22 protein-coding genes and 1 pseudogene are annotated in these 23,551 nt (G+C 69.6%); 18 read left to right on the forward strand and 5 right to left on the reverse strand.

Annotated features, from left to right (window positions below; all coding sequences use genetic code 11):
* Positions 1–29: 29 nt before the first annotated feature.
* The 16 genes from JWR33_RS12155 (at position 30) to JWR33_RS12230 (ending at position 16,692) form a co-directional block, all read left to right on the forward strand.
* Positions 30–1,250, forward strand: coding sequence for a CoA transferase (locus tag JWR33_RS12155; protein WP_297412182.1), 1,221 nt, complete (start codon positions 30–32; stop codon positions 1,248–1,250).
* Complete coding sequence (locus JWR33_RS12160; protein WP_297412183.1) at positions 1,247–2,398, forward strand: ABC transporter substrate-binding protein; 1,152 nt, start codon at positions 1,247–1,249, stop codon at positions 2,396–2,398. The genes JWR33_RS12155 and JWR33_RS12160 overlap by 4 nt, the downstream gene beginning before the upstream one ends.
* On the forward strand, positions 2,395–3,177 hold the full coding sequence (locus tag JWR33_RS12165; RefSeq protein WP_297412184.1) for an enoyl-CoA hydratase/isomerase family protein: 783 nt from the start codon (positions 2,395–2,397) through the stop codon (positions 3,175–3,177). Before JWR33_RS12160 ends, JWR33_RS12165 begins: the two co-directional genes overlap by 4 nt.
* A gap of 38 nt (positions 3,178–3,215) precedes the next feature.
* Positions 3,216–4,400: a fumarylacetoacetate hydrolase family protein gene (locus JWR33_RS12170; protein WP_297412185.1), complete on the forward strand. Its 1,185-nt coding sequence runs from the start codon at positions 3,216–3,218 to the stop codon at positions 4,398–4,400.
* Positions 4,397–5,455, forward strand: coding sequence for a LacI family DNA-binding transcriptional regulator (locus JWR33_RS12175; protein ID WP_297412186.1), 1,059 nt, complete (start codon positions 4,397–4,399; stop codon positions 5,453–5,455). The genes JWR33_RS12170 and JWR33_RS12175 overlap by 4 nt, the downstream gene beginning before the upstream one ends.
* Before the next feature lie 40 nt (positions 5,456–5,495).
* On the forward strand, positions 5,496–7,004 hold the full coding sequence (locus JWR33_RS12180) for an aldehyde dehydrogenase (NADP(+)) (RefSeq protein WP_297412187.1): 1,509 nt from the start codon (positions 5,496–5,498) through the stop codon (positions 7,002–7,004).
* Positions 7,005–7,268: 264 nt separating this feature from the next.
* Entirely contained in the window at positions 7,269–8,330 is a 1,062-nt protein-coding gene (locus JWR33_RS12185; protein ID WP_297412188.1) for a Gfo/Idh/MocA family oxidoreductase, read from the forward strand.
* Positions 8,327–9,124, forward strand: coding sequence for a hypothetical protein (locus JWR33_RS12190; protein ID WP_297412189.1), 798 nt, complete (start codon positions 8,327–8,329; stop codon positions 9,122–9,124). Before JWR33_RS12185 ends, JWR33_RS12190 begins: the two co-directional genes overlap by 4 nt.
* 11 nt (positions 9,125–9,135) lie before the next feature.
* The gene (locus JWR33_RS12195; RefSeq protein WP_297412190.1) at positions 9,136–9,591 is read left to right on the forward strand and encodes an SDR family NAD(P)-dependent oxidoreductase; all 456 of its coding nucleotides are present in this window, start codon (positions 9,136–9,138) and stop codon (positions 9,589–9,591) included.
* A 78-nt stretch (positions 9,592–9,669) separates the two neighbouring features.
* A complete protein-coding gene (locus JWR33_RS12200; RefSeq protein ID WP_297412191.1) occupies positions 9,670–10,284 on the forward strand; it encodes a helix-turn-helix domain-containing protein in 615 nt (204 codons plus the stop codon).
* 146 nt (positions 10,285–10,430) lie between these two features.
* Entirely contained in the window at positions 10,431–11,138 is a 708-nt protein-coding gene (locus JWR33_RS12205; RefSeq protein WP_297412192.1) for a ThuA domain-containing protein, read from the forward strand.
* A 56-nt stretch (positions 11,139–11,194) separates the two neighbouring features.
* Positions 11,195–12,019, forward strand: coding sequence for a sugar phosphate isomerase/epimerase (locus JWR33_RS12210; protein WP_297412193.1), 825 nt, complete (start codon positions 11,195–11,197; stop codon positions 12,017–12,019).
* Positions 12,020–12,262: 243 nt separating this feature from the next.
* Positions 12,263–13,600: an extracellular solute-binding protein gene (locus JWR33_RS12215; RefSeq protein WP_297412194.1), complete on the forward strand. Its 1,338-nt coding sequence runs from the start codon at positions 12,263–12,265 to the stop codon at positions 13,598–13,600.
* Positions 13,601–13,695: 95 nt separating this feature from the next.
* The gene (locus JWR33_RS12220; RefSeq protein ID WP_297412195.1) at positions 13,696–14,667 is read left to right on the forward strand and encodes a sugar ABC transporter permease; all 972 of its coding nucleotides are present in this window, start codon (positions 13,696–13,698) and stop codon (positions 14,665–14,667) included.
* Positions 14,664–15,563: a carbohydrate ABC transporter permease gene (locus JWR33_RS12225; RefSeq protein ID WP_297412196.1), complete on the forward strand. Its 900-nt coding sequence runs from the start codon at positions 14,664–14,666 to the stop codon at positions 15,561–15,563. Before JWR33_RS12220 ends, JWR33_RS12225 begins: the two co-directional genes overlap by 4 nt.
* A gap of 91 nt (positions 15,564–15,654) precedes the next feature.
* Positions 15,655–16,692, forward strand: a complete 1,038-nt coding sequence (locus JWR33_RS12230) for a zinc-binding dehydrogenase (protein ID WP_297412197.1) — start codon at positions 15,655–15,657, stop codon at positions 16,690–16,692.
* Positions 16,693–16,833: 141 nt separating this feature from the next.
* Here the strand turns inward: JWR33_RS12230 and JWR33_RS12235 are convergent, their stop codons facing one another.
* The 5 genes from JWR33_RS12235 to JWR33_RS12255 are packed head-to-tail and all read right to left on the reverse strand — an operon-like array spanning position 16,834 to position 21,787.
* The gene (locus tag JWR33_RS12235; RefSeq protein WP_297412198.1) at positions 16,834–17,754 is read right to left on the reverse strand and encodes a zinc-binding dehydrogenase; all 921 of its coding nucleotides are present in this window, start codon (positions 17,752–17,754) and stop codon (positions 16,834–16,836) included.
* A gap of 22 nt (positions 17,755–17,776) precedes the next feature.
* Entirely contained in the window at positions 17,777–18,517 is a 741-nt protein-coding gene (locus JWR33_RS12240; RefSeq protein ID WP_297412199.1) for a ThuA domain-containing protein, read from the reverse strand.
* A 34-nt stretch (positions 18,518–18,551) separates the two neighbouring features.
* On the reverse strand, positions 18,552–19,457 hold the full coding sequence (locus tag JWR33_RS12245) for a carbohydrate ABC transporter permease (RefSeq protein ID WP_297412200.1): 906 nt from the start codon (positions 19,455–19,457) through the stop codon (positions 18,552–18,554).
* Positions 19,454–20,407: a sugar ABC transporter permease gene (locus JWR33_RS12250; RefSeq protein WP_297412201.1), complete on the reverse strand. Its 954-nt coding sequence runs from the start codon at positions 20,405–20,407 to the stop codon at positions 19,454–19,456. The genes JWR33_RS12245 and JWR33_RS12250 overlap by 4 nt, the downstream gene beginning before the upstream one ends.
* A gap of 3 nt (positions 20,408–20,410) precedes the next feature.
* A complete protein-coding gene (locus JWR33_RS12255) occupies positions 20,411–21,787 on the reverse strand; it encodes an extracellular solute-binding protein (protein ID WP_297412202.1) in 1,377 nt (458 codons plus the stop codon).
* A 199-nt stretch (positions 21,788–21,986) separates the two neighbouring features.
* On the opposite strand from JWR33_RS12255, the gene JWR33_RS12260 reads away from it, so the two are divergent.
* Positions 21,987–23,150: a Gfo/Idh/MocA family oxidoreductase gene (locus JWR33_RS12260; protein ID WP_297412203.1), complete on the forward strand. Its 1,164-nt coding sequence runs from the start codon at positions 21,987–21,989 to the stop codon at positions 23,148–23,150.
* A 45-nt stretch (positions 23,151–23,195) separates the two neighbouring features.
* A pseudogene (locus tag JWR33_RS12265) lies at positions 23,196–23,551 on the forward strand (sugar phosphate isomerase/epimerase); the annotation flags it as partial.

Below are 23,551 nucleotides of genomic sequence, written 5' to 3' on the forward strand. Positions count from 1 at the left end.
GCTGACATCGCTGGACTACGGGGATTGAGATGACGAAAGAGAATCGCGGAGTGCTCTCCGGTTATCGGGTGCTGGACTGCTCGATCGCGATGGCCGGACCGTTCGCGGCCCAGCGCCTCGGCGATCTCGGCGCCGACGTGATCAAGGTCGAGCCGACGACCGGGGAGTGGCAGCGCCACGCCTCGGCGGGCGGCGCGGCCGGCAACAGGATCAACGTGTCCTTCCTCTCGCTGAACCGCAACAAGCGGTCCATCGCGATCGACCTCAAGTCGCCCGACGGCAAGGACGTGCTGCGGAAGCTGGTCGAGACCGCGGACGTCTTCCTGCAGAACTACCGCCCCGGGGTCGCCGGGCGGCTGGGCGTGGACTACGAGACCCTGAGCGCGATCAACCCCTCCCTGGTCTACGTGTCCATCTCCGGCTACGGCGAGGACGGCCCGTACACGAACCGGCCCGGCCAGGACCTGCTGCTGCAGGCCATGTCGGGCGCGATGCGCTCCAGCGGCCGGGAGGGCGAGCCGCCCGTCGCGGCGGGCCAGTACCTGGTCGACGCCGTCACCGCGTCGACGGCCTTCGAAGGGGTGCTCGCCGCCCTGCTGCATCGCGAGCGCACCGGCGAAGGACAGCTGGTCACGGTCAACATGCTGGACTCGATCACCGCCCTGCAGATGCAGGAGCTCTCGGTGTTCACGGTCGGCCACGTCCCGCAGCAGCGCAGTGCGGAGCCGCACGCGCACGTCTACATCCGCGCGCCGTACGGCACCTTCCGCACCAGGGACAGCTTCATCGCCATCGCATTCCCGCCGCTGCCCGAGTTCGGGAAGCTCATCGGCGAGGACAGCTTCCTGACCATGTCGAGCGAGGAGCACGGCTGGACGCATCGCGACGAGCTCTACCGGAAGACCCAGGATCGGCTGGAGACGGAGACCACCGCGCACTGGATGGAGGTCTTCGACGGGACCGGCATCTGGGCGGGTCCGGTCTACGGCTACGAGGACCTCGTGAACGACCCGCAGATCGCGCACAACGGCACCTTCGTGGAGTACGACCATCCGACAGAGGGACGGGTCAAGACCCCGGGCTTCCCCTACAAGTTCTCGGTGACGCCGCCGCAGATCTACCGGGGCGCCCCGCTCACCGGTGAGCACACGCGGGAGGTCCTTGCCGAGAGCGGCTTCGACGACGACGCCATCGACGCTCTCGCCGCCTCGGGCGCAGTCTCCACCGAGCAGCGCACCGCGGCGAAATGAGCGCGTTCTCCGGCCTCACCTGGGACCACCCGCGGGGTCGGGCCGCCCTCGAGGCCGGGGCGCGCGACTGGGCCGGTTCGGGCCTCGAGCTGACCTGGGACGTGCATCCGCTCGAGGGATTCGAGTCGAGTCCCATCGAGGAGCTGGCGGCGCGCTACGACCTCATCGTGCTCGACCACCCGCACCTCGGTGACGCCCTGCAGCACGGCAGCCTGCGACCGGTCGACGAGCTCTTCGACGCCGACGAGATCGCCGTATGGGCGGCGGACTCGGTGGGACCGAGCCTCGAGTCGTACCGGCTGGCCCGGCACCTGTGGGCGCTTCCGCTCGACGCGGCCACTCAGGTGTCCGCCCGACGCGCCGAGCTGGTGCCCGAGGCACCCGGCACCTGGGACGAGGTGCTCGAGCTGTCGCGCCGGGTTCCCGTCGCCCTGAGCATCGCCGGGCCGCACGCGTTCCTCAGCTTCTGCTCGATCGCGGTCGCCCTCGGCGAGGAACCCGACGTCGCCGGCGCGGATGCGCTCCTGTCCAGGGAGGCAGGCGAGCGCGTCCTCGCCCTGATGGTCGAGCTCGCCAGCACGAGCCCCGATGGCACCGAGGAACTGAACCCGATCGCGATGCTCCAGGCCATGACCGAGGGGGACACCATCGCCTACTGCCCCCTCGTGTACGGCTACGTCAACTACTCGACGCCCGGTTCCGCGCGCAGCGTGAGCTTCGGCGACGCCCCCGCGGGGAGGCGGAGCGGCCGCCGCGGATCGACCATCGGCGGCACCGGAATCGCGGTGTCTGCTCGCTGCGACCCGTCGCCCGAGCTCCTCGCGCACATCCGGTGGCTGATGGACCGCGGCACGCAGCGCACGTTCATCCCGCAGCACGAGGGGCAGCCCAGTGCCCGGTCCGCCTGGACCGACCCGTCGGTCGACGCCGCCGCCGCCGGCTTCTACAGCGGCACCCTGGCCACCATCGAGGAGTCCTGGGTGCGCCCACGGTTCCCGGGGTACGTGGCCTTCCAGGGTCAGGCGTCTGCGCTCCTGCGCGACGCTCTCGCCGACGGCGACGCCGCAGGGGACGCTCTCGAGCGTCTCGATGATCTCTACCGCAACCACCACCGCGCCGCGCGCGCCGAGGGGAGTACCCGCCCATGATCGAGCTCGAGACCGAGAACGTCAGGTTCACGGTGGCCGACTACGTCGCCACCCTCGTGATCAACCGCCCCGAGAAGCTGAACTCGGTCACCCAGGAGATGGCAGACGCGCTTGTCGTCGCCGCCGAGTGGTGCAACGACAGCGACGACGTCCGTGCCGTGGTGCTCACCGGCGAAGGCGAGAGGTCCTTCAGCGCGGGCTCGGACATCCGGAGCCTGGACAAGTATCCGACGCCGTGGGATTTCCGGAACCGCGCGGACTACTGCGATGCCATCCGGTCCCTCCGCAAGCCGGTGATCGCCGCGGTCAACGGCTACGCGTTCGGCGGTGGCCTGGAGACGGCGCTCAGCTGCGACATCCGGCTCGCCTCCGCGACGGCCTCCTTCGCGGCCCCCGAGATCAAGCTCGGCTGGATCGGCGGCGGCGGGATGTCCTCGTTCCTCGCCCAGTCGGTGGGCGCCAGCAACGCCGCCTATCTCCTGATGACCGGTGACCCCATCGATGCGCGGACCGCACTGGCCTGGGGCCTCGTCACCGAGGTGCTGGAGCCGGCCGCGCTGCTGCCGCGCGCAACGGAGCTCGCCGGCATCATCGCCTCGCGTCCGCCGATCGCGGCGGAGACCGCCAAGACCAACCTGCGAGCCGCATTCAACCTGCCGCAGGAGCAGGCGATCGCCTACGAACGGGATCTGCAGACGATCTGCTTCGCGACCGAGGACGCCGCGGAAGGCCGGCGCGCGTTCGCCGAGAAGCGCGCCGGCACCTACTCCCGCCGCTGATTCCCGCGGCTCGCACAGGACACAGGAAGAGGGAAACGATGGCGAAACAGGACTGGACGGGCGGACTCGACGCCGCCCTGCCCGCGGATCGGTACGCCGGCACGCTGGCCGGGCGGGTGTGGGATCCGGCCGTGGAGGGCCCCTCCGTCGTCGCCCTCCGCGAGGACGGCGTGTACGACGTCAGCGAGCGGTTCGCGACGATGCGGGACCTGTTCGAGACGGACGACCCGGCGGCATCCCTCGGAGCCGTCGCCGGCCGTCGCCTCGGCGACCTCGCCGACATCCTCGCCAACACGGCGGCCGAGCCGCGCGACGCCGGCATCCCCTGGCTGCTGTCGCCGGTCGACCTGCAGGCCGTCAAGGCGGCAGGCGTCACCTTCGCGGTGTCGATGGTGGAGCGGGTCATCGAGGAGAAGGCGCGCGGCAACGCGGCCGAGGCGGACCGGGTCCGCGGCGAGATCGCGGAGCGGATCGGATCGGAGCTGCGCACCCTTGTGCCGGGCTCCCCTGAGGCCGCCAGCATGAAGGAATACTTCCTCGAGCAGGGGCTGTGGAGCCAGTACCTCGAGGTGGGCATCGGCCCCGACGCGGAGATCTTCACCAAGGCGCCGGTGCTCGCCAGCGTCGGCACCGGGGTGGAGGTCGGCGTGCACTCCTCGTCCACCTGGAACAACCCGGAGCCCGAGGTCGTGCTCGCCATCGCGTCGACCGGCCGGATCGTGGGTGCCGCGCTCGGCAACGACGTCAACCTCCGGGACATCGAGGGCCGGTCCGCCCTGCTGCTGCCGAAGGCGAAGGACAACAACGCGTCGGCTGCGATCGGCCCCTTCGTCCGCTTCTTCGACGCGACCTTCACCCTCGACGACGTGCGGTCGACCACCGTGGAGCTCGAGGTCGCCGGCGCGGACGGCTTCCGGCTGGACGCGAGCTCCCCCCTCTCCGAGATCAGCCGGGATCCCGAGGACCTCGCGGCGCAGCTCGTCGGCCCGCACCATCAGTATCCGGATGGCGCGGTGCTCTATCTCGGTACGCTGTTCGCTCCGATCATCGACCGGGACGAGCCCGGACGGGGGTTCACCCACAAGGTCGGCGACGTCGTCCGCATCTCGGCGCCGCTGCTCGGTGGGCTCGTGAACAGGGTGCAGATCAGCGAGAGGTGTGAGCCATGGACGTTCGGGATCTCCGCCCTGATGGGGAACCTGTCGAGGAGAGGCCTGCTGTGACCGACGCGGAGCCGCGCGCCGGCGTGGCCCCGCAGCCCACCCGGCGGTCCACCCGCTCGGTGACGCTCGCCGATGTGGCGAGCCTGGCGAACGTGTCTCCGCAGACCGTCTCCCGCACCATCCGCTATCCCAGCCTCGTATCGGAGCAGACGCTGGAGCGGGTGCAGCGGGCCATCTCGCTGACCGGCTACGTCCCGAACCTCGCCGCATCGAACCTCGCCTCGAATCGAAGCGGCACCATCGCGGCGATCATCCCGAGCATGTCGGGATCCGTCTTCGCCGACGCGCTGCAGGGGCTCGACGCCGTGCTGAGCCCGAACGGCTTCCAGCTGTTCGTCGGCTCAACGGACTACGACCTCGAACATGAGGAACGCCTCATCCGGACCTTCATGGGCCGCCGTCCCGAGGGGCTCTTCATCGTGGGCACACGGCACACGACCGCCATCCGGATGCTGCTCGAGAACTCGGGCATTCCCGTGGTGGAGACGTGGAACTGGACGGACGAGCCGATCGACAGCCTCGTCGGCTTCTCCAACCGGGATGCGATCGAGGCGATCGTGACCCATGTGGTCGGCAAGGGCTACAAGCACCCGACCTTCGCCGGGACCTTCCGGCCCGACGACTCCCGTGCGATCGACCGGCAGGCCGGCTTTCGGCGCGCGGTGGAGGGGCTCCTGCCGGGGGAGCAGGTTCGGGTCATCGACGCGGTCCCCGGACACGGCGACATGGAGATCGGGACGCGGCTTCTCGATGAAGCCCTTGCCCGCCATCCCGAGACGGACGTCCTGATGTTCTCGACCGACCTCTTCGCGGCTGGGGCGCTGCTCGAGTGCCATCGCCGGGGGATCTCGGTGCCGGAGCAGCTGGCCATCACGGGCTTCGGCGATTTCGAGATCGCACGCCACCTGGTCCCGCCGCTCACGACCGTCGCCGTCCCGAACACCGAGATCGGCACGACGGCCGGGCAGCTGCTGCTCGACCGCATCGCCGACCCCACCGCGGAGCCCGCGCGGATCGACCTCGGCTTCACCGTCATCCCCCGGGACAGCGCCTGATGCGCTGCCCACCGCAACTGATCAAGGAGCGAAGAACCCCATGCTGACCACGACGAACCCCCGCACCGGCGAGCGGATCGAGACCGACCTCGAAGTGACCACCGCCGAGGAGGTCGCGCGACTCGCGGACACGGCGGCCGTCGCCTTCGGCGAACTCGCCCGCCGCGACCGCACCTGGCGGGCAGGTCTGCTGGACGCGCTCGCCGAGGGCCTCGAATCCCGCCGGGAGGAGCTCGTGATGGCGGCCGAGCAGGAGACCGGCCTCGGGGACGCCCGGCTCGGTGGCGAGCTCACCCGCTCCACCTTCCAGCTGAGGCTGTTCGCCGAGGCCCTGCGCGAAGGCGCCTACCTGGAGGCCGCGATCGACCACGCGGGCGACTCCGGGATGGGACCCGGACCGGACCTGCGGCGCATGCTCCTCCCGCTGGGCCCCGTGGCCGTGTTCGGCTCGAGCAACTTCCCGTTCGCATTCTCGGTCGCAGGCGGCGACACCGCCTCGGCTCTCGCGGCCGGCTGCCCGGTGGTGCTGAAGGCGCACAGCTCGCATCTGCTCACCTCGGAGCTCTCCTACGCCGCCCTCGATGCGGCCGCCCGCGCCTACGGCGCCCCGGACGGCGTCCTCGGCATCGTCTACGGGACCCAGGCGGGGGCCGCCCTCGTTGCACACCCGGCGATCAAGGCGGTCGGCTTCACCGGGTCGCTCACCGGAGGGCAGGCGCTCCTCGACATCATCGATTCGCGTGAGGAGCCGATCCCCTTCTACGGCGAGCTGAGCAGCCTCAACCCGCTCGTGATCACACCCGGCGCGGCGGCGTCCCGGGGCGAGGAGATCGCCGGCGGCCTGTTCGGGTCCTTCACCCTCGGTTCCGGCCAGTTCTGCACCAAGCCGGGGGTGGCGTTCGTGCCCCGCGGGGAGGCGGGGGAGGCGCTCGTCGAGGCCATGGTCTCCCGGGCGAAGGGGGCGGCTCCCGCGGTGCTCCTCAACTCGCGCATCCAGGAGTCCTACGGCAAGATCCGGGACCGGCTGATCGAGCAGGGGCACGCGACGCTGCTCGCGGCAGGCGCCGACGGCGGCGACGGGTTCTCGGTCGCGCCCAGCGTGCTCGCCATCGACGCGGAGAAGCTGAACCGCGAAGCGACCGAGGAGGCCTTCGGGCCGCTGATCCTCGTCGTCTACTACGACGACGTCGCCGACATCGAGCGCGGCCTGCAGAGTGTTCCCCGGTCGCTCACGGCCACCATCCACAGCGACCCCAGCGAGACCGAGCTCACGAAGGACCTGGCGGCCCGCCTCGGCGACTACGCCGGACGGCTCGTGTTCAACGGGTACCCGACCGGCGTCCGGGTCAGCTGGGCGCAGCACCACGGCGGACCGTGGCCGGCGACCAACTCGCTGCACACCTCGGTGGGAGTCACGGCCGTCCGGCGCTTCCTCCGGCCGTTCGCCTGGCAGGACGCGCCGCAGGAGATCCTGCCGGAGGAGCTGAGGGACAACTACACCGGCGTGCCCCGGCGGGTCGACGGCGTGCTGCAGCTCGCCTCGTCCTGACCGACCAGAGCGAACGGCCCCCGCGCACCCCGCGGGGGCCGTTCCCGTCTCGCCCGGCGCGCCGCTTGCGCCAAAGGTGCACGGTTATATACTTTTCTCGTCGCCGGGGAACGGTGACGGGCCCCGGGGAACAGTGCAGTGCCGGGAACCTGACGGTTTCCCGCGACCCGCCGTTCGCTGAACTGGGCGGTGTGCGCGGGCTTTCCTGCGGCGGCTCACGCCGCCGACGGTGCGCCGGGCGCGCCGCCCCTAGAGGGAGTACCCATGACCGTTCCGACCATCGGTGTCGGGATCCTCGGCTGCGGCCCGGTGACGCAGGCAATCCACCTGCCCACCCTGGACCGCTTCTCCGAGACCTTCCACGTCGCCCGTGTGATGGATGTCGATCCCGACGTCGCCAAGGCCGTCGCCGGTCACGCCGGCAGCGCCTGGACCACGAGCGCGGACGAGCTCATCGCCGACGCGGATGTGCAGGTCGTCGTGATCTGCAGCCCGAACCAGTTCCACGCCGAGCAGGTGATCGCCGCGTGTCGCGCAGGCAAGAAGGCAGTGCTCGCCGAGAAGCCGCTGGCCGTGAGCCGCGAAGAGGCCCAGGAGATCGCCCGGGTCTCCGCCGAGACGGGCGTGCCGATCGTGGTCGGTGCCATGCACACCTTCGATCCCGGCTGGCTGGCGGCCACCGAGAACTGGGCCGACCTGATCGAGAAGACCCACACGATCCGCTACTCGATCGTGCTTCCCCCGAACCCGCGGTTCGAGGACTTCGCGACCGAGATCCTCCCGCGCGTGGAGCGCACCTGGCCGCAGCAGTCCGCAGCCGATCGCGCCGCCGGGATGATGTTCGGCAACATCATGGGGCTCGCCATCCACGACCTCCCCCTCGTGCGCATGTTCTGCCCGGACTTCCGCGACATCGAGCTCCTCTCGGCGCAGACGCTCTCTCCCGGCGGCTACCTGGTCAACCTCCGCATCGGCGACCGGAGCGTGCAGCTCTACGGACACAGCACGCAGTCGTGGCGTCCCGAGTGGCGGTTCGAGGCGATCGCCGACGACCAGTCGCTCCTCGTCGACTTCCCCAACTCCTACGTGCACGCCGGCTCCGCGGTCGCCACCTTCCGGAACGGCGACGAGAGCCGGACCTTCGGCCCCTACGCGGCCAACGGGTACGAGGCCGAGTGGCAGTACATGGCAGACCTCGTCGCCGGCACCGCCGAGCCCCTCGACCTGCAGGTGCTCATCGACGACCTGGTCTTCGCGCTCACGATCGCCGATGTGGCGACGGCCGAAGTCCGTCAGAACGCGGAGAAGACAGAGGTGTCGGCATGACCGCCCAGCTCACGGTGACGTCGGTTCCGGCCTCGCCCTACACCGACCCGCTGGCCACCCTCGCCTCGCTGCCGATCTCGCTGCGCCGCACCGAGGGCGAGGCCGACCTCGTCGGCATCCGCGGCGCGACGGGCTGGCCGGGAGCGGCCGCCGACGCGATCCGTGGCGGCGCCCGGGGCGTGCTCGTCACCGAGCCGGTGCCCGCCGACGCCACCGAGCTCCTGGCGATCGCCGCCGAGCGCGAGGTGCCCGTGGTGCTCGACTCGCTGTGGGCCGACAACCCGGCCGTGGCCGCCAGTGCGTCCTCGTTCGCCGCCCTCTCCGAGGATGGCGCCCTCGTCGAGGCCCGGGTCGACCTGCCGAAGGGCAGCGATCTCGACTCGGCGATCCTCGGCCAGCTGGCGCTGGTCCGCCGCGCCGTCGGCGCCGTCACCGAGCTGCGCTTCGCCCGCCGCGGTCCCTCCGGCTACGACGCTCTGGCGCGCCTCGACGGCGGCGTGTCGGGATCCCTCACGGCGATCCTCGCGGACTCCCTCGCCGTCTCGGCGACGCTGCGCATCGTGGCGGCGACCGACGCCGTCGAGCTGAGCCTGCCGACCCCCGCCCTCGCGGCGCCCGGACGCGCGGTCGTGAGCGGTCCGGACGGCGAGACCCTGCTCGTCACCGAGTACGCGACGTCCCAGCGCGGCGCCTGGCGCCGGTTGCACGCGCTCGTGATCGCAGGCAAGTCGGCATCGGATCTGGCGGACTTCGCGTCCGATGTCCAGGTCCTCCGCGCCGCGATCGCCGGCTGACCCCCACCCCCATGGCTCTTCCTCCGCATCCGGCGACGGCGTTCCCGGAATCCCGGACGGCGACCGTGACGGGCGCCGCATCCGCTCGCGTGATCGGCCGCGCCACGGCTCGCCGGCTCGCCGGGAAGGGCTGGGCGGTCGCGGTTCTCGACCTTCCGCTCGAGGGGTCCGCCGCGACCGCGGCCGAGGTCGTCGACGACTGCGGTGTCCCGGCACTCGGGCTCGGAGTGGGCATCTCCGACGAGGCGGCCGTTGCGGACGCGGTGCCGCGGATGTTCGACGTGAACGCGCCCGGCGCCTTCCGCATCACCCGGGCGGTCGCGCCGCGGATGGCGGCCAACCGGCTCGGCCGGATCGTCATGGTCTCCCCGGCGTGGGCTCAGCGGGGCGGCGGCGTGCACGGCCCGGACGCCGCCTACATCACCGGCCTGACCCACGACCTGAACGGCGGGTCCCACATTGCCTGACCGCCCCGAGCGTGCGCCGGAGAGTAACACAGGGCAACAGGTCGCCGATTCGACGGCGCTCGCCCATAGGCTGTCGCGATGACGACCGCCGTGCTCAGAGGCCCATACAAGCGAGGCATCGAGCGCCGCCGCCTGGTCGTCGCCACCGCGACCGAGGTCTTCGGGCAGAACGGCTTCCGGGGAGGCACCCTCCAGCAGGTGGCCGACCGGGTGGGCGGGACGCCCGCCGCGGTCCTCAAGCTCTTCGGCACCAAGGAGAAGCTCCTCATCGCCGTCCTCGAGCACTGGGGCGCAGAGACGGCGGAGATCGTGCTGCAGGGGACCGTGGAGAACGCCTACCTCGACGGCCTCAACCGGCTGATGAGCTACCACGTGGCGCACAAGGGGCTGCTCCAGCTCTACACGACCATGGCCGCTGAGGCGTCGTCGGCGCAGCATCCCGCCCACCAGTTCATGACGCACCGCTACCGGAACACCCTCGAGCAGATGCGGCACCGGTTCCGGCTGGCGTCCGAGGCGGGGCATCTCCAGCGGATGAGCGAGGAGGACATCGCCCACGAGGCGGAATGCCTGCTCGCGGTGCTCGACGGCCTCGAGATCCAGTTCCTGCTGAACCCGGCGTTCGACCTCGAGCGCTCGTTCGCGGCGTATGTCGACAAGGTGCTGGGGCGGCTGCGTCCTCTGTCGTCCTGACCTCTCGATCCGGTGGTGGTGAAAGGTATCCGGAGATATACTTTTCCTGGAGGCGGAGATCGGCTCGTTCGCTCCTGACCTCTCGGGGATCTCCTCGTCGGCCCTGCCGGCGCATCCCACCATCCTGAGCAGCGAAGCGAGGAAGCATGGCGACCGGAAGTCCGTCGAAGCAGGCCCTGGTGGTCCGGGGAGGGTGGGACGGGCACCAGCCGGTCGAGGCGACCGAGCTCTTCCTCCCGTTCCTCGAGGAGAACGGCTACGCCGTCGCCGTTCACGAATCGCCCCGGGTCTACGCGGACGCGGCCACGATGGCCGGGATCGACCTCATCGTGCAGTGCAACACGATGAACACGATCGAGCGGGACGAGATCGCCGGCCTGCGCGCCGCGGTGGAGGCCGGCACCGGTCTCGCCGGCTGGCACGGCGGGATCGCCGACTCCTATCGCAACGAGGCGGACTACCTGCAGCTCGTCGGCGGCCAGTTCGCCCACCATCCCGCCAAGCACGAGAGCGAGCGGCAGGGCGAGCAGTCCGACTTCTACCTCCCCTACCGGGTGAACATCGCGCCCGCGGGTCGCGACCACGAGATCACCCGGGGGATCGAGGACTTCGACCTCACGACCGAGCAGTACTGGGTGCTCTCCGACGACTACATCGACGTCCTCGCCACCACCACGGTGGAGAGCCGGTCCTGGGATCCGTGGAAGCGACCGGTCACCTCGCCGGTCTTCTGGACGCGCCAGTGGGGGAGCGGCCGCATCTTCGTGAGCACCGCGGGCCACCGCGTCGAGGTCCTCGAGAACGAGAACGTGCGCACCGCGATCCAGCGCGGGCTGCTCTGGGCGAGCCGCTAGGCGACCACGCACCCGCTTCCGCACCATCACCACCGAACGCATCAACGGAGAGAACAGTGGACAACAAGATCTCGTTCATGGGCGCCAACCTGGTCGCCCAGCAGCTCGACTGGAACATGACGGAGGGCTGGAACCAGGGCGACACCGCCGCCAATGACTGGTACCGCCCCATCGACACGTTCGAGGAGCGCTTCGACGCGTTCGTCGCCAGCGCGGTCGACGCGGGGTTCGACACCATCGACGTCTGGCACCCCCAGCTCAGCTGGAAGTGGGCGACCGACGAGCACCTCGCCGCCGCCCAGCGGGTGCTGCAGAAGCATGGCGTGACCGTCGCCAGCTACGGAGCCAACTACGGCGACACGGTCGAGACGTTCCGCCGCGCCAACGAGATCGTGCAGGCGCTCGGCACCAACATCCTCGGCGGCCAGACGTCGCTGCTCTTCTCGGACCGCGCCTCCGTCATCTCGATCCTCAAGGAGTTCGGCCACGTCCTCGGCCTGGAGAATCACCCGCAGAAGTCCGCGGCGGAGCTGCTCGAGCAGATCGGCACCGACCACGACGGGGTGATCGGCGCCACCGTCGACACCGGCTGGTTCGGCACCCAGGGCTTCGACGCCGCACAGGCGATCCGCGAGCTCGGCGACAACGTCGTCTACGTGCACCTCAAGGACGTCCGCGCGGCCGGGGCGCATGACACCTGCGCCTACGGCGACGGCGTCGTCCCGATCGAGGACTGCGTGACGGCGCTGCAGGAGATCGGCTACACGAAGCCGATCAGCATCGAGCATGAGCCGGAGCACTACAACCCGTTCCCGGAGGTCGCCCGGAGCCGCACCCGTCTGCTCGAGCTCCTCGGGCGGGGCGAGCCGAGCCGGGTGTGACCGCCGCGCCGAGCTAGCTCCGCGCGGAGGACCCGCAGACCGGAGGGATGCGGTGCACGAACCGAACGGATTGGGGCGCGCCGCGGGGGTATCGGTGCTTGATTGAAAAGTGCACGCCTATATACTTTTCCTGCCGGGGGACCTCGGCCGGGCCGAACGCAAGGACGCGACGGCGACCGGGGAGAGGCTCGACTGAAGCTCGCCGGCAGTCCTGCAGTTCACATCCTCAAGTTAGGTGACAACGTGGTTACAACAATGTCCGCTCGACGCAGGCGCGCCCTGACGTCGCTCGCGGTCCTCGCAGGCTCGGCGGTCGCACTGACCGGCTGCGGCCTGAGCAACAGCAGCAGCGGCGCCGCCAGCAGCAGCAAGGCCCTGACGGTGTGGCACCAGTTCTCCGGTGAGGGCGCCGGCGCCATGGACGTCGTCATCAGCGACTACAACAAGAAGAACCCCGACGCGAAGTTCAAGGGCCGCTCGATCGCGAACGACGAGGCCAACACGGTCGTGCGCACCGGGCTCTCCGGCAACAACCCGCCGACGGTGCTCCAGTACGAGGGCTACCAGCAGACCAAGGACTTCGTGAAGGCCGGTCAGCTGCTGGACATCACCGACTGGTACAACCAGCACGTCGACGACTTCACCTATGGCGACAGCCAGGCCGTGAAGGACGCCTGCGAGGTCGACGGCAAGATGTACTGCATCCCGTGGAACGTGGACACGAGCGAGCAGCTCTTCATCAACCCGGACATCATGTCCCAGTACAGCCTCACCGCACCCAAGACGGTCGATGACCTCAAGGCGATCGCAGGCACCCTCAAGGGCACCGGCATCAACCCCGTCTCGCTCTACGCGGGCGACGGCTGGCCCGCCGCCCACTGGTGGTTCCTCCTCACCATCCAGCGCTGCTCGGTCGACACGATCGTGGCAGCAGCGAACCAGGACGGCGCGAAATGGGATGACCCCTGCTTCCTGCAGTCGGCTCAGGACCTGTACGACATCGGTCAGGCGGGCGTCTTCCCCCAGGGCGTCGAGGGCCAGGACTACAACGCCATGCTCCAGCTCTTCCTGTCCGGGAAGGCCGCCCTCATGAACACGGGCACCTGGTTCAACGCCACCCTGGCTGACAAGGCCACGAAGCCGAAGTTCGAGACCGAGGCCGTCGCATTCCCCCAGGTCGACCCGGCCAAGCCCTCCCAGCAGATCCTGGGCGGCTTCACCAACGTGTTCGGTCTGCCCGCCAACAGCGGGAACACCGACGCGGGCCTGAAGTTCCTGGACTACATCGCCGACCCCGCCAACGGTGCCGGCGCCAAGTTCGCGAAGACCGGTCTGGTCAACGTCATCATCGGTGCCGACAAGGAGATGGAGCCCCGCGTGAAGGCGTCCTACGACGCCATCGCCGCTGCTCTCGCGCTTCCCGGCAACAACGTGATCGCGTACTTCGAGAACCTCGTGCCGCCGAGCGTGGGCGAGGACATCATGTACAACGGCACCGCCGCCCTGACGAGCGGCAGCATGAAGCCGCAGGACTACGTCACCCAGCTGCAGCAGGCAGCCGAGGCGGCCGCGGCCGGTTAGACCTCCGGGTCTGGACGCCCAGGGTGGGCGCGGTTCCGTCGGACCGCGCCCACCCGATCTCACACGAAGCACCCGATCTCAACGAAGAGAAGGCCATGACGACAGTCGCACGCCCCACTGAGCATCAGCGGGAGACGCTCACCACAGCCGAGCAGCCCCGGGACACCCGGCAGCGCCGCAAGTCCCACATCGCCGGCACCTCCAAGGTCGGTGCGGCGGGGTTCATCCTCCCCGGCTACTTCTTCTACGCGGGCTTCCTGCTCATCCCGCTCGTGCTCACGATCCTTCTCAGCTTCACCAACTGGAACGGCATCGGCTACAACACGATCCAGGGCAACGGGGTCAAGAACTACGTCAAGCTCGTCAACGACCCGGTGTTCCTGCAGGCACTCGTGCACAACGGGGTCTTCCTCGCGACGACCGTGATCCTCAAGGTCGTCCTCGCCTTCGCGCTGGCGCTCGCCGTGCGGCGCGCGTTCCCTGGCGGCGGCTTCTTCCGCGCCGTGTTCGTGATCCCGAGCATCCTCTCCCTCATCGTCGTCAGCCTCCTGCTCAAGTTCCTGGTGGACCCCAACAACGGGCTGATCAACCCGCTGCTGCGCTCGATCGGCCTCGGCGCGTTCGCCGGCTCATGGCTGGGTGACCCGAGCAGGGCTCTTCCGGTGCTGATCGGGCTCGATGTCTGGCTCGGCTTCGGCCTGTTCCTGTTCGTCTTCCTGGCCGGCATGTCCGCGCTCCCCGCCGACGTCTCCGAGGCCGCGAAGGTGGACGGCGCGAAGCCATGGCAGGAGACCTGGTTCGTGACCATCCCGCTGCTCGCCCCGACGTTCCGGCTCGTCGTCCTGCTCGGCTGCATCGAGAGTCTCAAGGTGTTCGCGACCGTGTACGTCGCCACCTCCGGCGGCCCCAACCACTCCACCGAGGTGCTCGCCACCTGGGCGTTCTTCCAGGCCTTCACCGGCAACCAGGTCGGCTACGGCAGCGCGATCATGAGCGTCCTGCTCGTGGCCACGCTGATCCTCGCCGTCTTCTACGTCCGGGCCAACCAGAAGGGGAACATCCAGTGACCGTCCTCGAGAACCCCGAGATCAAGCTGGTCCTCAAGGAGGACCACCTGCCGGAGCGGACCGGCGAATCCAGGCTCTGGAGGATCGTCCGGCGCGTGGTCCTCTACGTCGTGCTGGGCATCCTCGCCCTCACGATCCTCTTCCCGGTCATCTGGATGCTCAGCACCTCGCTCCGCGACAACAGCAGCGTGCTGATCCACCCGTTCGACCTCAGCGGCGAATGGGGCTTCGGGAACTACATCAAGCTGTTCGTGCAGGGCGACATCGTGCGCTGGCTGGGCAGCAGCCTCTTCGTGAACGTCACCAGCGTGCTCCTGATCGCGGTCCTGTCGGTGCTCGGCGGCTACGGCTTCTCCGCCTACAACTTCCGCGGCAAGAACCTGCTGTTCGTGCTCCTCATCGTCGGCCTCACGATCCCGCCGCAGGCGCTCGTCGTCGCCGGCTTCCGATGGATCAGCCTGCTGGGGATCGAGAACACCTACTGGAGCCTGATCTTCACCTACGGCGGCTGGACGTCGTTCGGCATCCTGATGATGCGGAACTTCTTCGACGCCGTGCCGAAGGAGCTGCGCGAGGCGGCCACCATGGACGGAGCATCCCAGTTCCGGGTCTTCCGCCAGATCTACCTGCCGCTCGCGCGCTCCCCACTCACCACGGTGCTGATCTTCACGGCGGTCTGGGTGTGGAACGACTTCATCTACCCGATCGTCTACCTGCAGTCCGAGGACATGTACACCATCCCGATCGGGGTGCTGCAGTTCACCGGACGAACCACCATCCAGCTCGCGAGCCAGATGGCGGTGCTGACGTTCGCCACCGCGCTGCCGCTGATCATGTACCTGATCTTCCGGAAGCAGTTCATGCGCGGCCTGCTCGAGGGCGCGGTCAAGGGCTGATGCGCTCCTCCGGCCGGTCCCGGGCCTCAGCCCAGGGCCGGCCGGACCGCGTCCGGAGACATCCCACAACAACGGAAGAAGGAACAATCCCGTGAGAGCTGCTGAGATCACCGGCAAGGGAGTCGTCGAGGTCGTCGACCGGACCATCCCCCAGGCCAGCGGCGACCTGATCGTCGTCAAGATCCTCGTCGCGCCCATGTGCACCGAGTTCAAGAAGCGCCAGAACGGCACCGAGGACCACTCCCTCGGCCATGAGGCGGTCGGCGTCGTCACCGACGCCGGCGACTCCCGCCGATTCTCGGTGGGGGACCGCGTGGCGGTCATGCCCCACTACGGCTGCGGCGTGTGCTACCTCTGCACCTCGGGCGACTACATGCACTGCCCGAACCAGCGGGACGTGCTCGCCGAGACCGGCCAGGACTACGGCACTGCCACCTACTCGCAGTACCTGCTCAAGCCCGACTGGCTCGTCATCAAGATCCCGGACGACATCTCGCTCGTGCACGGCGCGATGGCCTGCTGCGGCTTCGGGCCCACCTTCGGCGCCCTCGAGCGGATGAACGTCGACGCGCTCGACGTGCTCCTCGTGTCGGGCTGCGGCCCGGTCGGGCTGGGCGCGATCGTGCAGGGCGTGACCCGCGGTGCGCGCGTGTTCGCCATCGAGACGCACCCCTTCCGTGCCGAGCTGGCCCGCAAGCTGGGCGCTGAGCGGGTGTTCAACCCGATGGAGGAGGACGTGCCGGCGCTCGTCCGCGAGCTGACCGGCCGCGGCGCCGACGCGGGCATCGAGACCAGCGGCGCGCCCACCGCGGCGAAGAACCTCGCGCTGTCGGTCCGCTCGCGCGGGAAGCTCAGCGTGGTGGCGTGGGCCGGCGACGTCAGCTTCCCGCCGCTCGTGCCGCAGGGCCTCGACATCTTCGGGGTGTGGCACTGGAACAGCCTCAACCTGGTCGAGGAGATGTGGCGCAGCGTGCGCAAGGCGAGCGACCTCATCGACGTGATGATCACCCATGTGATGCCGCTCGAGGAGGTGTCGGACGCCATGGACATCCAGGACACCGGCGCATGCGGCAAGATTCTGCTCCTTCCCCACGGCGACCTCGCCGAGGCGGAGCTGCAGACCGTCTGATCGCTTCCGCGGGAAGCCCGCATCGGAGAAGGCCCGGCCGCTCAGCGACCGGGCCTTCTCCGATTCTCCGTTCGGAGGCGGCAGTTCGCCGCACCCGACAACGACCTCGGCGCGGACGCCGAGGTCGTAACCTCGGCGGTCTCAGGCGCGCATGTCCACGACGGTCTTGATGGCGTCGCGGTCCGCGTTCGGGCCGAACACGTCGGGCAGCTCGGCGAGCCCCACCGTCTGCTCCGCGAGTTCGGAGGGCTTCACGAAGCCCAGGGCGCTGAGCCGCTGAGCGCGGTCGATCCAGCGGAGCACATCCTCTCGGTCCCGGTGGTGCAGGCTGAGCACGCGGAGGGCCCGGTAGTTCCAGCTCTCCATGTCGACCGTTCGCGTGCCGCCCTGTGACTGGTGGTAGCCCATGATGCCGAGGGTGCCCGCAATCCGAACGAGGTCCGACGCGAGCTGCAGGCCGGCGGCCGCGCCGGTCGCCTCGATCACCACCGAGCAGCCGAGCTTCATCTCGTCCGGCACCTCGTCCGGCGACAGGACGCGGTCGGCCCCCCACTTCGCGGCGAGCTCACGCGCGTGCTCCCGCGGCTCGATCACGGTGACGCGGTGGCCGCCTGCGACCAGCAGGCGCAGCGCCATCAGTCCCATGAAGCCGCTGCCGACGAGCACCACCTCGGGCTCGTGGGCGAGATCGAGCATCTCGATGCCGCCGATCACGCACGCGAGCGGCTCGGCGAGGGACGCGTCGAGCAGGGAGCAGTCCGGGTGCACGGTCACGATCCGCTCGGCGGGCACGATGAGCTCCGTCGCATAGCCGTCCTCGACGTAGGCCACCACCCGGGTCCCCACCGGCAGCGAGTCCACGGTGCTCTCCGAGATCGTCCCGGAGACCTCGTGTCCGATCCTGGCGGGGAACGGGCCACGACCGCCGGCAACCCGGGCCGTGTCCGAGTGGCAGACGCCGACGTAGGCGACCTCGACGCGGACGGAACCGGTCGGCAGCGCGGGGGCGTCGGTCTCCTGCACCTCGACGGTCTGCGGGGCGGTTTCCAGCAAGAACTTCACGGAGTTTCCTTCTCTTTCGTGATCAGAACCAGGTGCGGTCCGGATTGGTGACCTGGGGGACGGTGCGGGGCAGCTCGGGGCGTGCGGCCCAGCGGACCGCGTTGGCGAGCACCCGGCGGACCTGCGGATGGTGGTAGACCGGGTACTCCTGGTCGCCCGGGCTGAAGTAGAAGATCCGCCCGTTGCCGCGGGTGAAGGTGACGCCGGAGCGGAACACCTCGCCGCCCTCGAACGAGCTGATGAAGACGAGGTCGTCCGGCGCCGGGATGTCGAAGAGCTCTCCGTACATCTCCTGCTGGGGGATCAAGATGGGGCTCTCGACGCCCTCGGCGATCGGATGCGCGGGAGCGACCGTCCACACCAGCTCGCGGCCGCCGTCGTTGCGCCAGGCGAGCGAGCAGGTGGTGCCGAGCAGCCCGGTGAGGATCTTGGAGAAGTGGGCCGAGTGCAGGGCGAGGAGTCCCATGCCGCCGAGCACGTGCTGCTTGACCCGGTCGACGACCTCGTCCGCCACCTCGGCGTGCGCGACGTGCCCCCACCAGAGCAGCACGTCGGTGTCCGCGAGCACCTCGTCGGGAAGGCCGTGCTGCGGGTCGGCGAGCAGCGCCGTACGGATCGTCGCGTCGGGCAGGAGCTCCGCGAGGCCCTCCGCGATCGCCCCGTGCATGCCGCGGGGGTAGATCTCCGCCAGGTGCGGCGGGGAGTTGCGCGCCTCGTGCACGCCCTCGTTCCACACGGTGATCTTGAGAGGTCGAGCGCTCACGCTGGTGTTCCTTTCCCGCCCGGGGCTCCCCGGGTCATCCCTTGACACTGCCGGAGGTGACGCCGCGGATGAAGTGGCGCTGCAGGACGACGTACACGATCAGGCAGGGGATGGACATCAGCACGGCGGCGGCGGCCAGACCCGACGAGTCCTTGGTGTGCTCGCCGATGAAGAGCCCCAGTCCTGCCGGCGCCGTCTGCACCGACTTGTCGGTCATCAGGACGAGGGCGAGCAGGAACTCGTTCCAGCTCCAGATGAAGAAGAGCACCATCATCGTCGTGATGGCGGGCCAGGCGCTCGGCAGCAGCACCCGCCAGAGGGTCTGCCAGGAGTTCGCCCCGTCGATGCGCGCAGCCTCCACGAGCGCCCGCGGGGTCGAGAGGAAGTGGGCGCGCATCCAGAAGGTGCCGAAGCTGAGGAACAGCGCGGTCTCGGGGAGGATCAGGCCCGCGTAGGTGTTCACGAGCCCGAAGGCACGCAGGTCGTAGTAGAGCGGGACGATCGTGGCCTCGAACGGCATCAGGAGCCCGAACAGGAAGGTGAAGAAGAGCAGGTTCCGGCCCGGGAAGCGCATCGCGCCGAACGCGTAGCCGGTGAGGATGCAGAGGATCGTCCCGAGCGGGACCACGACGAGGGCCACGATCGCGCTCGAGGTCATCAGCGTCGCGAAGTTGGTCACGTCCCAGGCTCTGGCGTAGTTGCCGAAGTTCAGCTCTCGCGGGAGTGCGATGCCGACGGCCGGCTGGTCCGCCGGGTACAGCGACACCAGGAACATGCTGAAGAACGGCAGGAACGCGATCACGCTGAAGACGATCAGGGCGATGTGGGTGGTGAGCGAGGACAGCCGCTCCCTCGGCGTCGCCGGCCGGGACTTCGGGATTGCGGTCGGCCGGCCTCCTGTGGTCAGGCGGGGAGCGGCCGCGGCGGCGGGAGAGGTCATACTTCCGGCTCCTTCGAGAAGCGCGAGATCGCGATGGAGACGACGAAGATGATGACCGTCAGGACGACCGCCAGGCTCGCAGCGGACCCGGCTTCGCCGCGTCCGAATGCCCGGGCGAAGATCTCGTAGCCGGGAACGGCCGTCGAGGTGCCCGGGCCGCCCTTGGTCAGCAGGTAGACGACGTCGAAGCTCTTCAGTGCGCCCACCACGGTCAGGGTGAGCGCCACCGCGATCTCGGCCCGGAGACCCGGCAGGGTGATGTGCCGGAACTCCTGCCAGGCATTGGCGCCGTCGAGCCGGGCCGCCTCGTAGAGGCTGGTGTCGATCTTCTGCACGCCCGACAGGAACAGCACCATGCAGAGCCCCGTCGAGAGCCACGCGCCGACGATGCCGATGGCGGGGAGAGCCCAGGTGAAGTCGCCGAGCCAGGCGATGCCGCGGTCGAGGCCGATCAGGCCGAGCAGCTGGTTGGCCACGCCGTCCTGCGCGTAGATCCACTGCCAGGCGACCGCGATGACGACCATCGACACGACCTGGGGCAGGAAGAGGATCGACCGGTAGAAGGTCATCCCGCGCACCGCGCGCCGCGACAGCAGCGCCGTGATCAGGAGCCCCAGGCTGATCGGGAGCACGGCGAAGAAGAAGACGAGCTCGAGGCTGTGCAGGAACAGCGCGCGGAGCTGAGGGTCGGTGAGGATGTCGACGTAGTTGCCGAGGCCGACGAAGGTCGCGGCGGTGACGCCGTCCCACTTGACGAGAGACAGGTACACCGTGTGCAGCACGGGCAGCAGCACGAAGACGACCACCATGAGCAGAGCGGGCACCAGGTAGAGGTACGCGACCAGGCGCGGCTCACCGGGGGCGGTGCCGCGGGATCGCCCCCGCCGGCGGGCGGCAGGGGCGATCGAGGCGGGTGCCTGAGGCGGCAGCACCGCAGTGTTGAGAACCATCGATCAGGCCTGGCGGTAGTCTTCCCAGGTCTTCTGGACAGCGTCCATGACCTGCTCCGGCGTCTGCTGTCCGGCCATCAGCTCCTGCAGCGCCGGGAAGAGCGTGTCACCCATGGCGGGAGACGCGGAGTCGAGCCAGCCGACCAGGCCGTTGTTCTCGAGCACGCTCGCCCACGCGGTCTGCACGTCCTCGGCCGCGGTGCCGGCGGGCGCCGAGTTCTCGTCGGGGTACCAGCCGAGGAAGTCGCCCGCCTCGTTGATCGACGCGGCAACCGGGCCCGTGATGTAGTCGAGGAAGAAGGCCGCGAGGTCCGCGTTCTTCGTCTTCGGTGAGATGCCGAACGTGCCCTGGTAGCTGCCCGTCGCGTACGAGGGGCCGCCCTCCTCCTTCGGAGGCAGCAGCATGAAGCCGCCGTTCTCGCCGAGAGTCGTGCTGATGTCCGCGGTGCGCCAGGTGCCCGTGATCAGGAAGGCGCCCTGTCCGTCCATGAAGGAGGCGACGGCGTCCTCGTCGAGGATGCCGTTCGCCTGCTCGGAGATGTACCCCTGAGAGAACCAGTCCTTGAAGGTGGTCAGCGCCTGCTTCGTCTCCGGGCTCGTGAAGGTCGCGCCCGGCTTGCCGTTGATCCAGTCCTGGAGGCCCTGCGGGTCGGCGGTGTTGTCGAGCAGCGTGGAGAACACGTGGCTCCCCGACCACTGGTCGAGGTTTCCGAGCTGGATCGGAATCTCGCCCTTGTCGTGGAGCGTGGCCAGCGCCGCCTGGAAGTCGTCGAAGGTGGCAGGCAGGTCGACGCCCGCGCGGTCGAGGACGGCCTTGTTGTAGAACACGCCGGTCAGCTCGCCGCCGGTGGAGACACCCCAGAAGTCGCCGGTGCCGTAGGCCTTGCCGTCGGGAGAGGCCTTCAGCGAGCTGAGGATGCTCGACGGGTACCGGGCGGCCCAGCCGTATGCGTCGAAGTAGTCGTTGAGCGGGCGCAGGAGCTTGCCCGCCACCAGGCGGGGGGCCATCGCGCCGTCGGCCTCGGCGATGTCCGGGGCGTCGTCGCCCGACATCACGAGGTTGATCGTCTTGCTGTAGTCGGCGAACGCCTTGACGTCGCGTTCCACCGTGACGTTCGGGAACTCGGCCTCGAACTTGGCGATGCTCTGACTGAGGCGGGACTCGGGGGCGGCGTCGCCGCCGTCGGTCATCCGCAGCGTCACGTCGCCGAGTGCCGTGACGTCGTCCGCCGAGAGCTTGGTCGCGGGCGCCAGGGTGGCTGTGCCGCCGGGGGCGGCACCCGGGGTCAGGGCGCTGCAGCCGGCGCTGCCGAGCGCGATCGCCGCAGCGGCGGCGAGGACAAGAGCGGTGCGGCTCCTGCGGGAGCTGTGCAGGGACATGGAAGCCTTTCATTCAACGTCATCGGTGAAGGCGGCGGCCGGGGGGTCGACCGTAAAAGTATATTGCCATGCACCTTTGGCATGCCAGACTTGGTCGCCGGCGTCGGCGTGTCCTGCGAGGATGAGCAGCGAGTTCCGGCCTGCGCCGGGACGCCTGCGTTCGCCCGACGAGTCCTCCTCGACGACGAAAGAGAGACCAATGCCTGCCCTCCGCGTGGGAATGATCGGTATCGGGTTCATGGGCGCCGCCCATTCCCAGGGCTGGCGGGTCGCGCCCCGGTTCTTCGACCTGCCCCTCGACGTCGAGATGGCGGTGCTCGTGGGCCGCGACGAGAGCCGCACCGAGGCCGCCGCACGCAAGTGGGGCTGGTCGGAGACGTCCACCGACTGGCGATCCCTGCTGCAGCGCGACGACATCGACCTCATCGACATCGTCACCCCGGGGGACACCCACGCGGAGATCGCCATCGCGGCCCTCGAGGCGGGCAAGCACGTCCTCTGCGAGAAGCCGCTCGCCAACACCGTCGAAGAGGCCCAGCGCATGGCCGCCGCGGCGGAGAAGGCGGCCGCCAAGGGCGTCTACGCGATGGTCGGCTTCACCTATCGCCGGGTGCCCGCCGCCGTTCTCGCACGCAACCTCGTGGCGGAGGGCGCGGTCGGCGAGATCCGCCAGGTCCGTGCCAACTACCTGCAGGACTGGCTCGTCGACGCCGACGCCCCCCTCACCTGGCGCATGAAGAAGGAGCTCGCCGGCTCCGGCGCGCTCGGTGACATCGGCGCCCACGCGATCGACCTGGCCCAGTTCATCACCGGCCAGCGCCTGACGACCGTCTCCGGCATGCTCGAGACCTTCGTGAAGTCGCGGCCTCTCCTGCTCGAGAGCACCGGCCTGAGCGGCACCGCCTCGACCGAGCGCGGCGATGTGACGGTCGACGACCTCGCCCTCTTCACCGGCCGGTTCGACGGCGGCGCGGTCGGCTCGTTCGAGGCCACGCGCTTCAGCACCGGGCGCAAGAACGCGTTCCGGATCGAGGTCGCCGGCTCCACCGGAGCGCTCAGCTTCGACCTCGAGGACATGAACGTGCTGCGGGTCTACGACCGCACGGCGCCCGCCGACCGCCAGGGCTTCACCCGGGTGATCGTCACCGAGCCGGAGCACCCGTACATGGCCGACTGGTGGCCGACAGGGCACATGATCGGCTACGAGCACGGCTTCTCGCACCAGGCGCGGGATCTCGTGCTGGCGATCGCGAACGGCTCCCAGCCGGAGCCGTCCTTCGCGGACGGCCTTCAGGTGCAGCAGGTCCTCCGGGCCGTCGAGGCCAGTGCCGAGTCCGGCAGTGCTTGGATCCCCATCGCCTGAGCAGGCCGACCGAACCGCAGACACCAGGAACGAAGGAGATCCGAGATGCCACGCCCGATCACTCTCTTCACCGGCCAGTGGGCCGACCTGCCCTTCGAGGAGGTCGCAGCGCTCGCCTCCCGGTGGGGCTATGACGGCCTGGAGATCGCCTGCTGGGGCGACCACCTCGACCCCTGGCGCTGGGACGACGCCGACTACGTGCAGGGCAAGCTGGAGGTGCTCGAGCGCAACGGGCTCGAGGTGTTCGCGATCTCGAACCACCTGAAGGGCCAGGCGGTCTGCGACGATCCGATCGACCAGCGGCACCGCGACATCCTCCCCGATGTGGTGTGGGGCGACGGCGACCCGGAGGGCGTGCGCCGGCGCGCCGCCGAGGAGATGAAGAACACCGCCCGGCTCGC

This window comes from Naasia sp. (assembly GCF_025465545.1).
Lineage (GTDB): Bacteria > Actinomycetota > Actinomycetes > Actinomycetales > Microbacteriaceae > Naasia.

What these genes read in the sequence shown, in the direction of transcription:
- JWR33_RS12155 (WP_297412182.1), top strand. Translation starts at nt 30, where the DNA reads ATGACGAAAGAGAATCGCGGAGTGCTCTCCGGTTATCGGGTGCTGGAC.
- JWR33_RS12160 (WP_297412183.1), top strand. Translation starts at nt 1,247, where the DNA reads ATGAGCGCGTTCTCCGGCCTCACCTGGGACCACCCGCGGGGTCGGGCC.
- JWR33_RS12165 (WP_297412184.1), top strand. Translation starts at nt 2,395, where the DNA reads ATGATCGAGCTCGAGACCGAGAACGTCAGGTTCACGGTGGCCGACTAC.
- JWR33_RS12170 (WP_297412185.1), top strand. Translation starts at nt 3,216, where the DNA reads ATGGCGAAACAGGACTGGACGGGCGGACTCGACGCCGCCCTGCCCGCG.
- JWR33_RS12180 (WP_297412187.1), top strand. Translation starts at nt 5,496, where the DNA reads ATGCTGACCACGACGAACCCCCGCACCGGCGAGCGGATCGAGACCGAC.
- JWR33_RS12185 (WP_297412188.1), top strand. Translation starts at nt 7,269, where the DNA reads ATGACCGTTCCGACCATCGGTGTCGGGATCCTCGGCTGCGGCCCGGTG.
- JWR33_RS12190 (WP_297412189.1), top strand. Translation starts at nt 8,327, where the DNA reads ATGACCGCCCAGCTCACGGTGACGTCGGTTCCGGCCTCGCCCTACACC.
- JWR33_RS12195 (WP_297412190.1), top strand. Translation starts at nt 9,136, where the DNA reads ATGGCTCTTCCTCCGCATCCGGCGACGGCGTTCCCGGAATCCCGGACG.
- JWR33_RS12200 (WP_297412191.1), top strand. Translation starts at nt 9,670, where the DNA reads ATGACGACCGCCGTGCTCAGAGGCCCATACAAGCGAGGCATCGAGCGC.
- JWR33_RS12205 (WP_297412192.1), top strand. Translation starts at nt 10,431, where the DNA reads ATGGCGACCGGAAGTCCGTCGAAGCAGGCCCTGGTGGTCCGGGGAGGG.
- JWR33_RS12220 (WP_297412195.1), top strand. Translation starts at nt 13,696, where the DNA reads ATGACGACAGTCGCACGCCCCACTGAGCATCAGCGGGAGACGCTCACC.
- JWR33_RS12245 (WP_297412200.1), bottom strand. Translation starts at nt 19,457, where the DNA reads ATGACCTCTCCCGCCGCCGCGGCCGCTCCCCGCCTGACCACAGGAGGC.
- JWR33_RS12250 (WP_297412201.1), bottom strand. Translation starts at nt 20,407, where the DNA reads ATGGTTCTCAACACTGCGGTGCTGCCGCCTCAGGCACCCGCCTCGATC.
- JWR33_RS12255 (WP_297412202.1), bottom strand. Translation starts at nt 21,787, where the DNA reads ATGTCCCTGCACAGCTCCCGCAGGAGCCGCACCGCTCTTGTCCTCGCC.
- JWR33_RS12260 (WP_297412203.1), top strand. Translation starts at nt 21,987, where the DNA reads ATGCCTGCCCTCCGCGTGGGAATGATCGGTATCGGGTTCATGGGCGCC.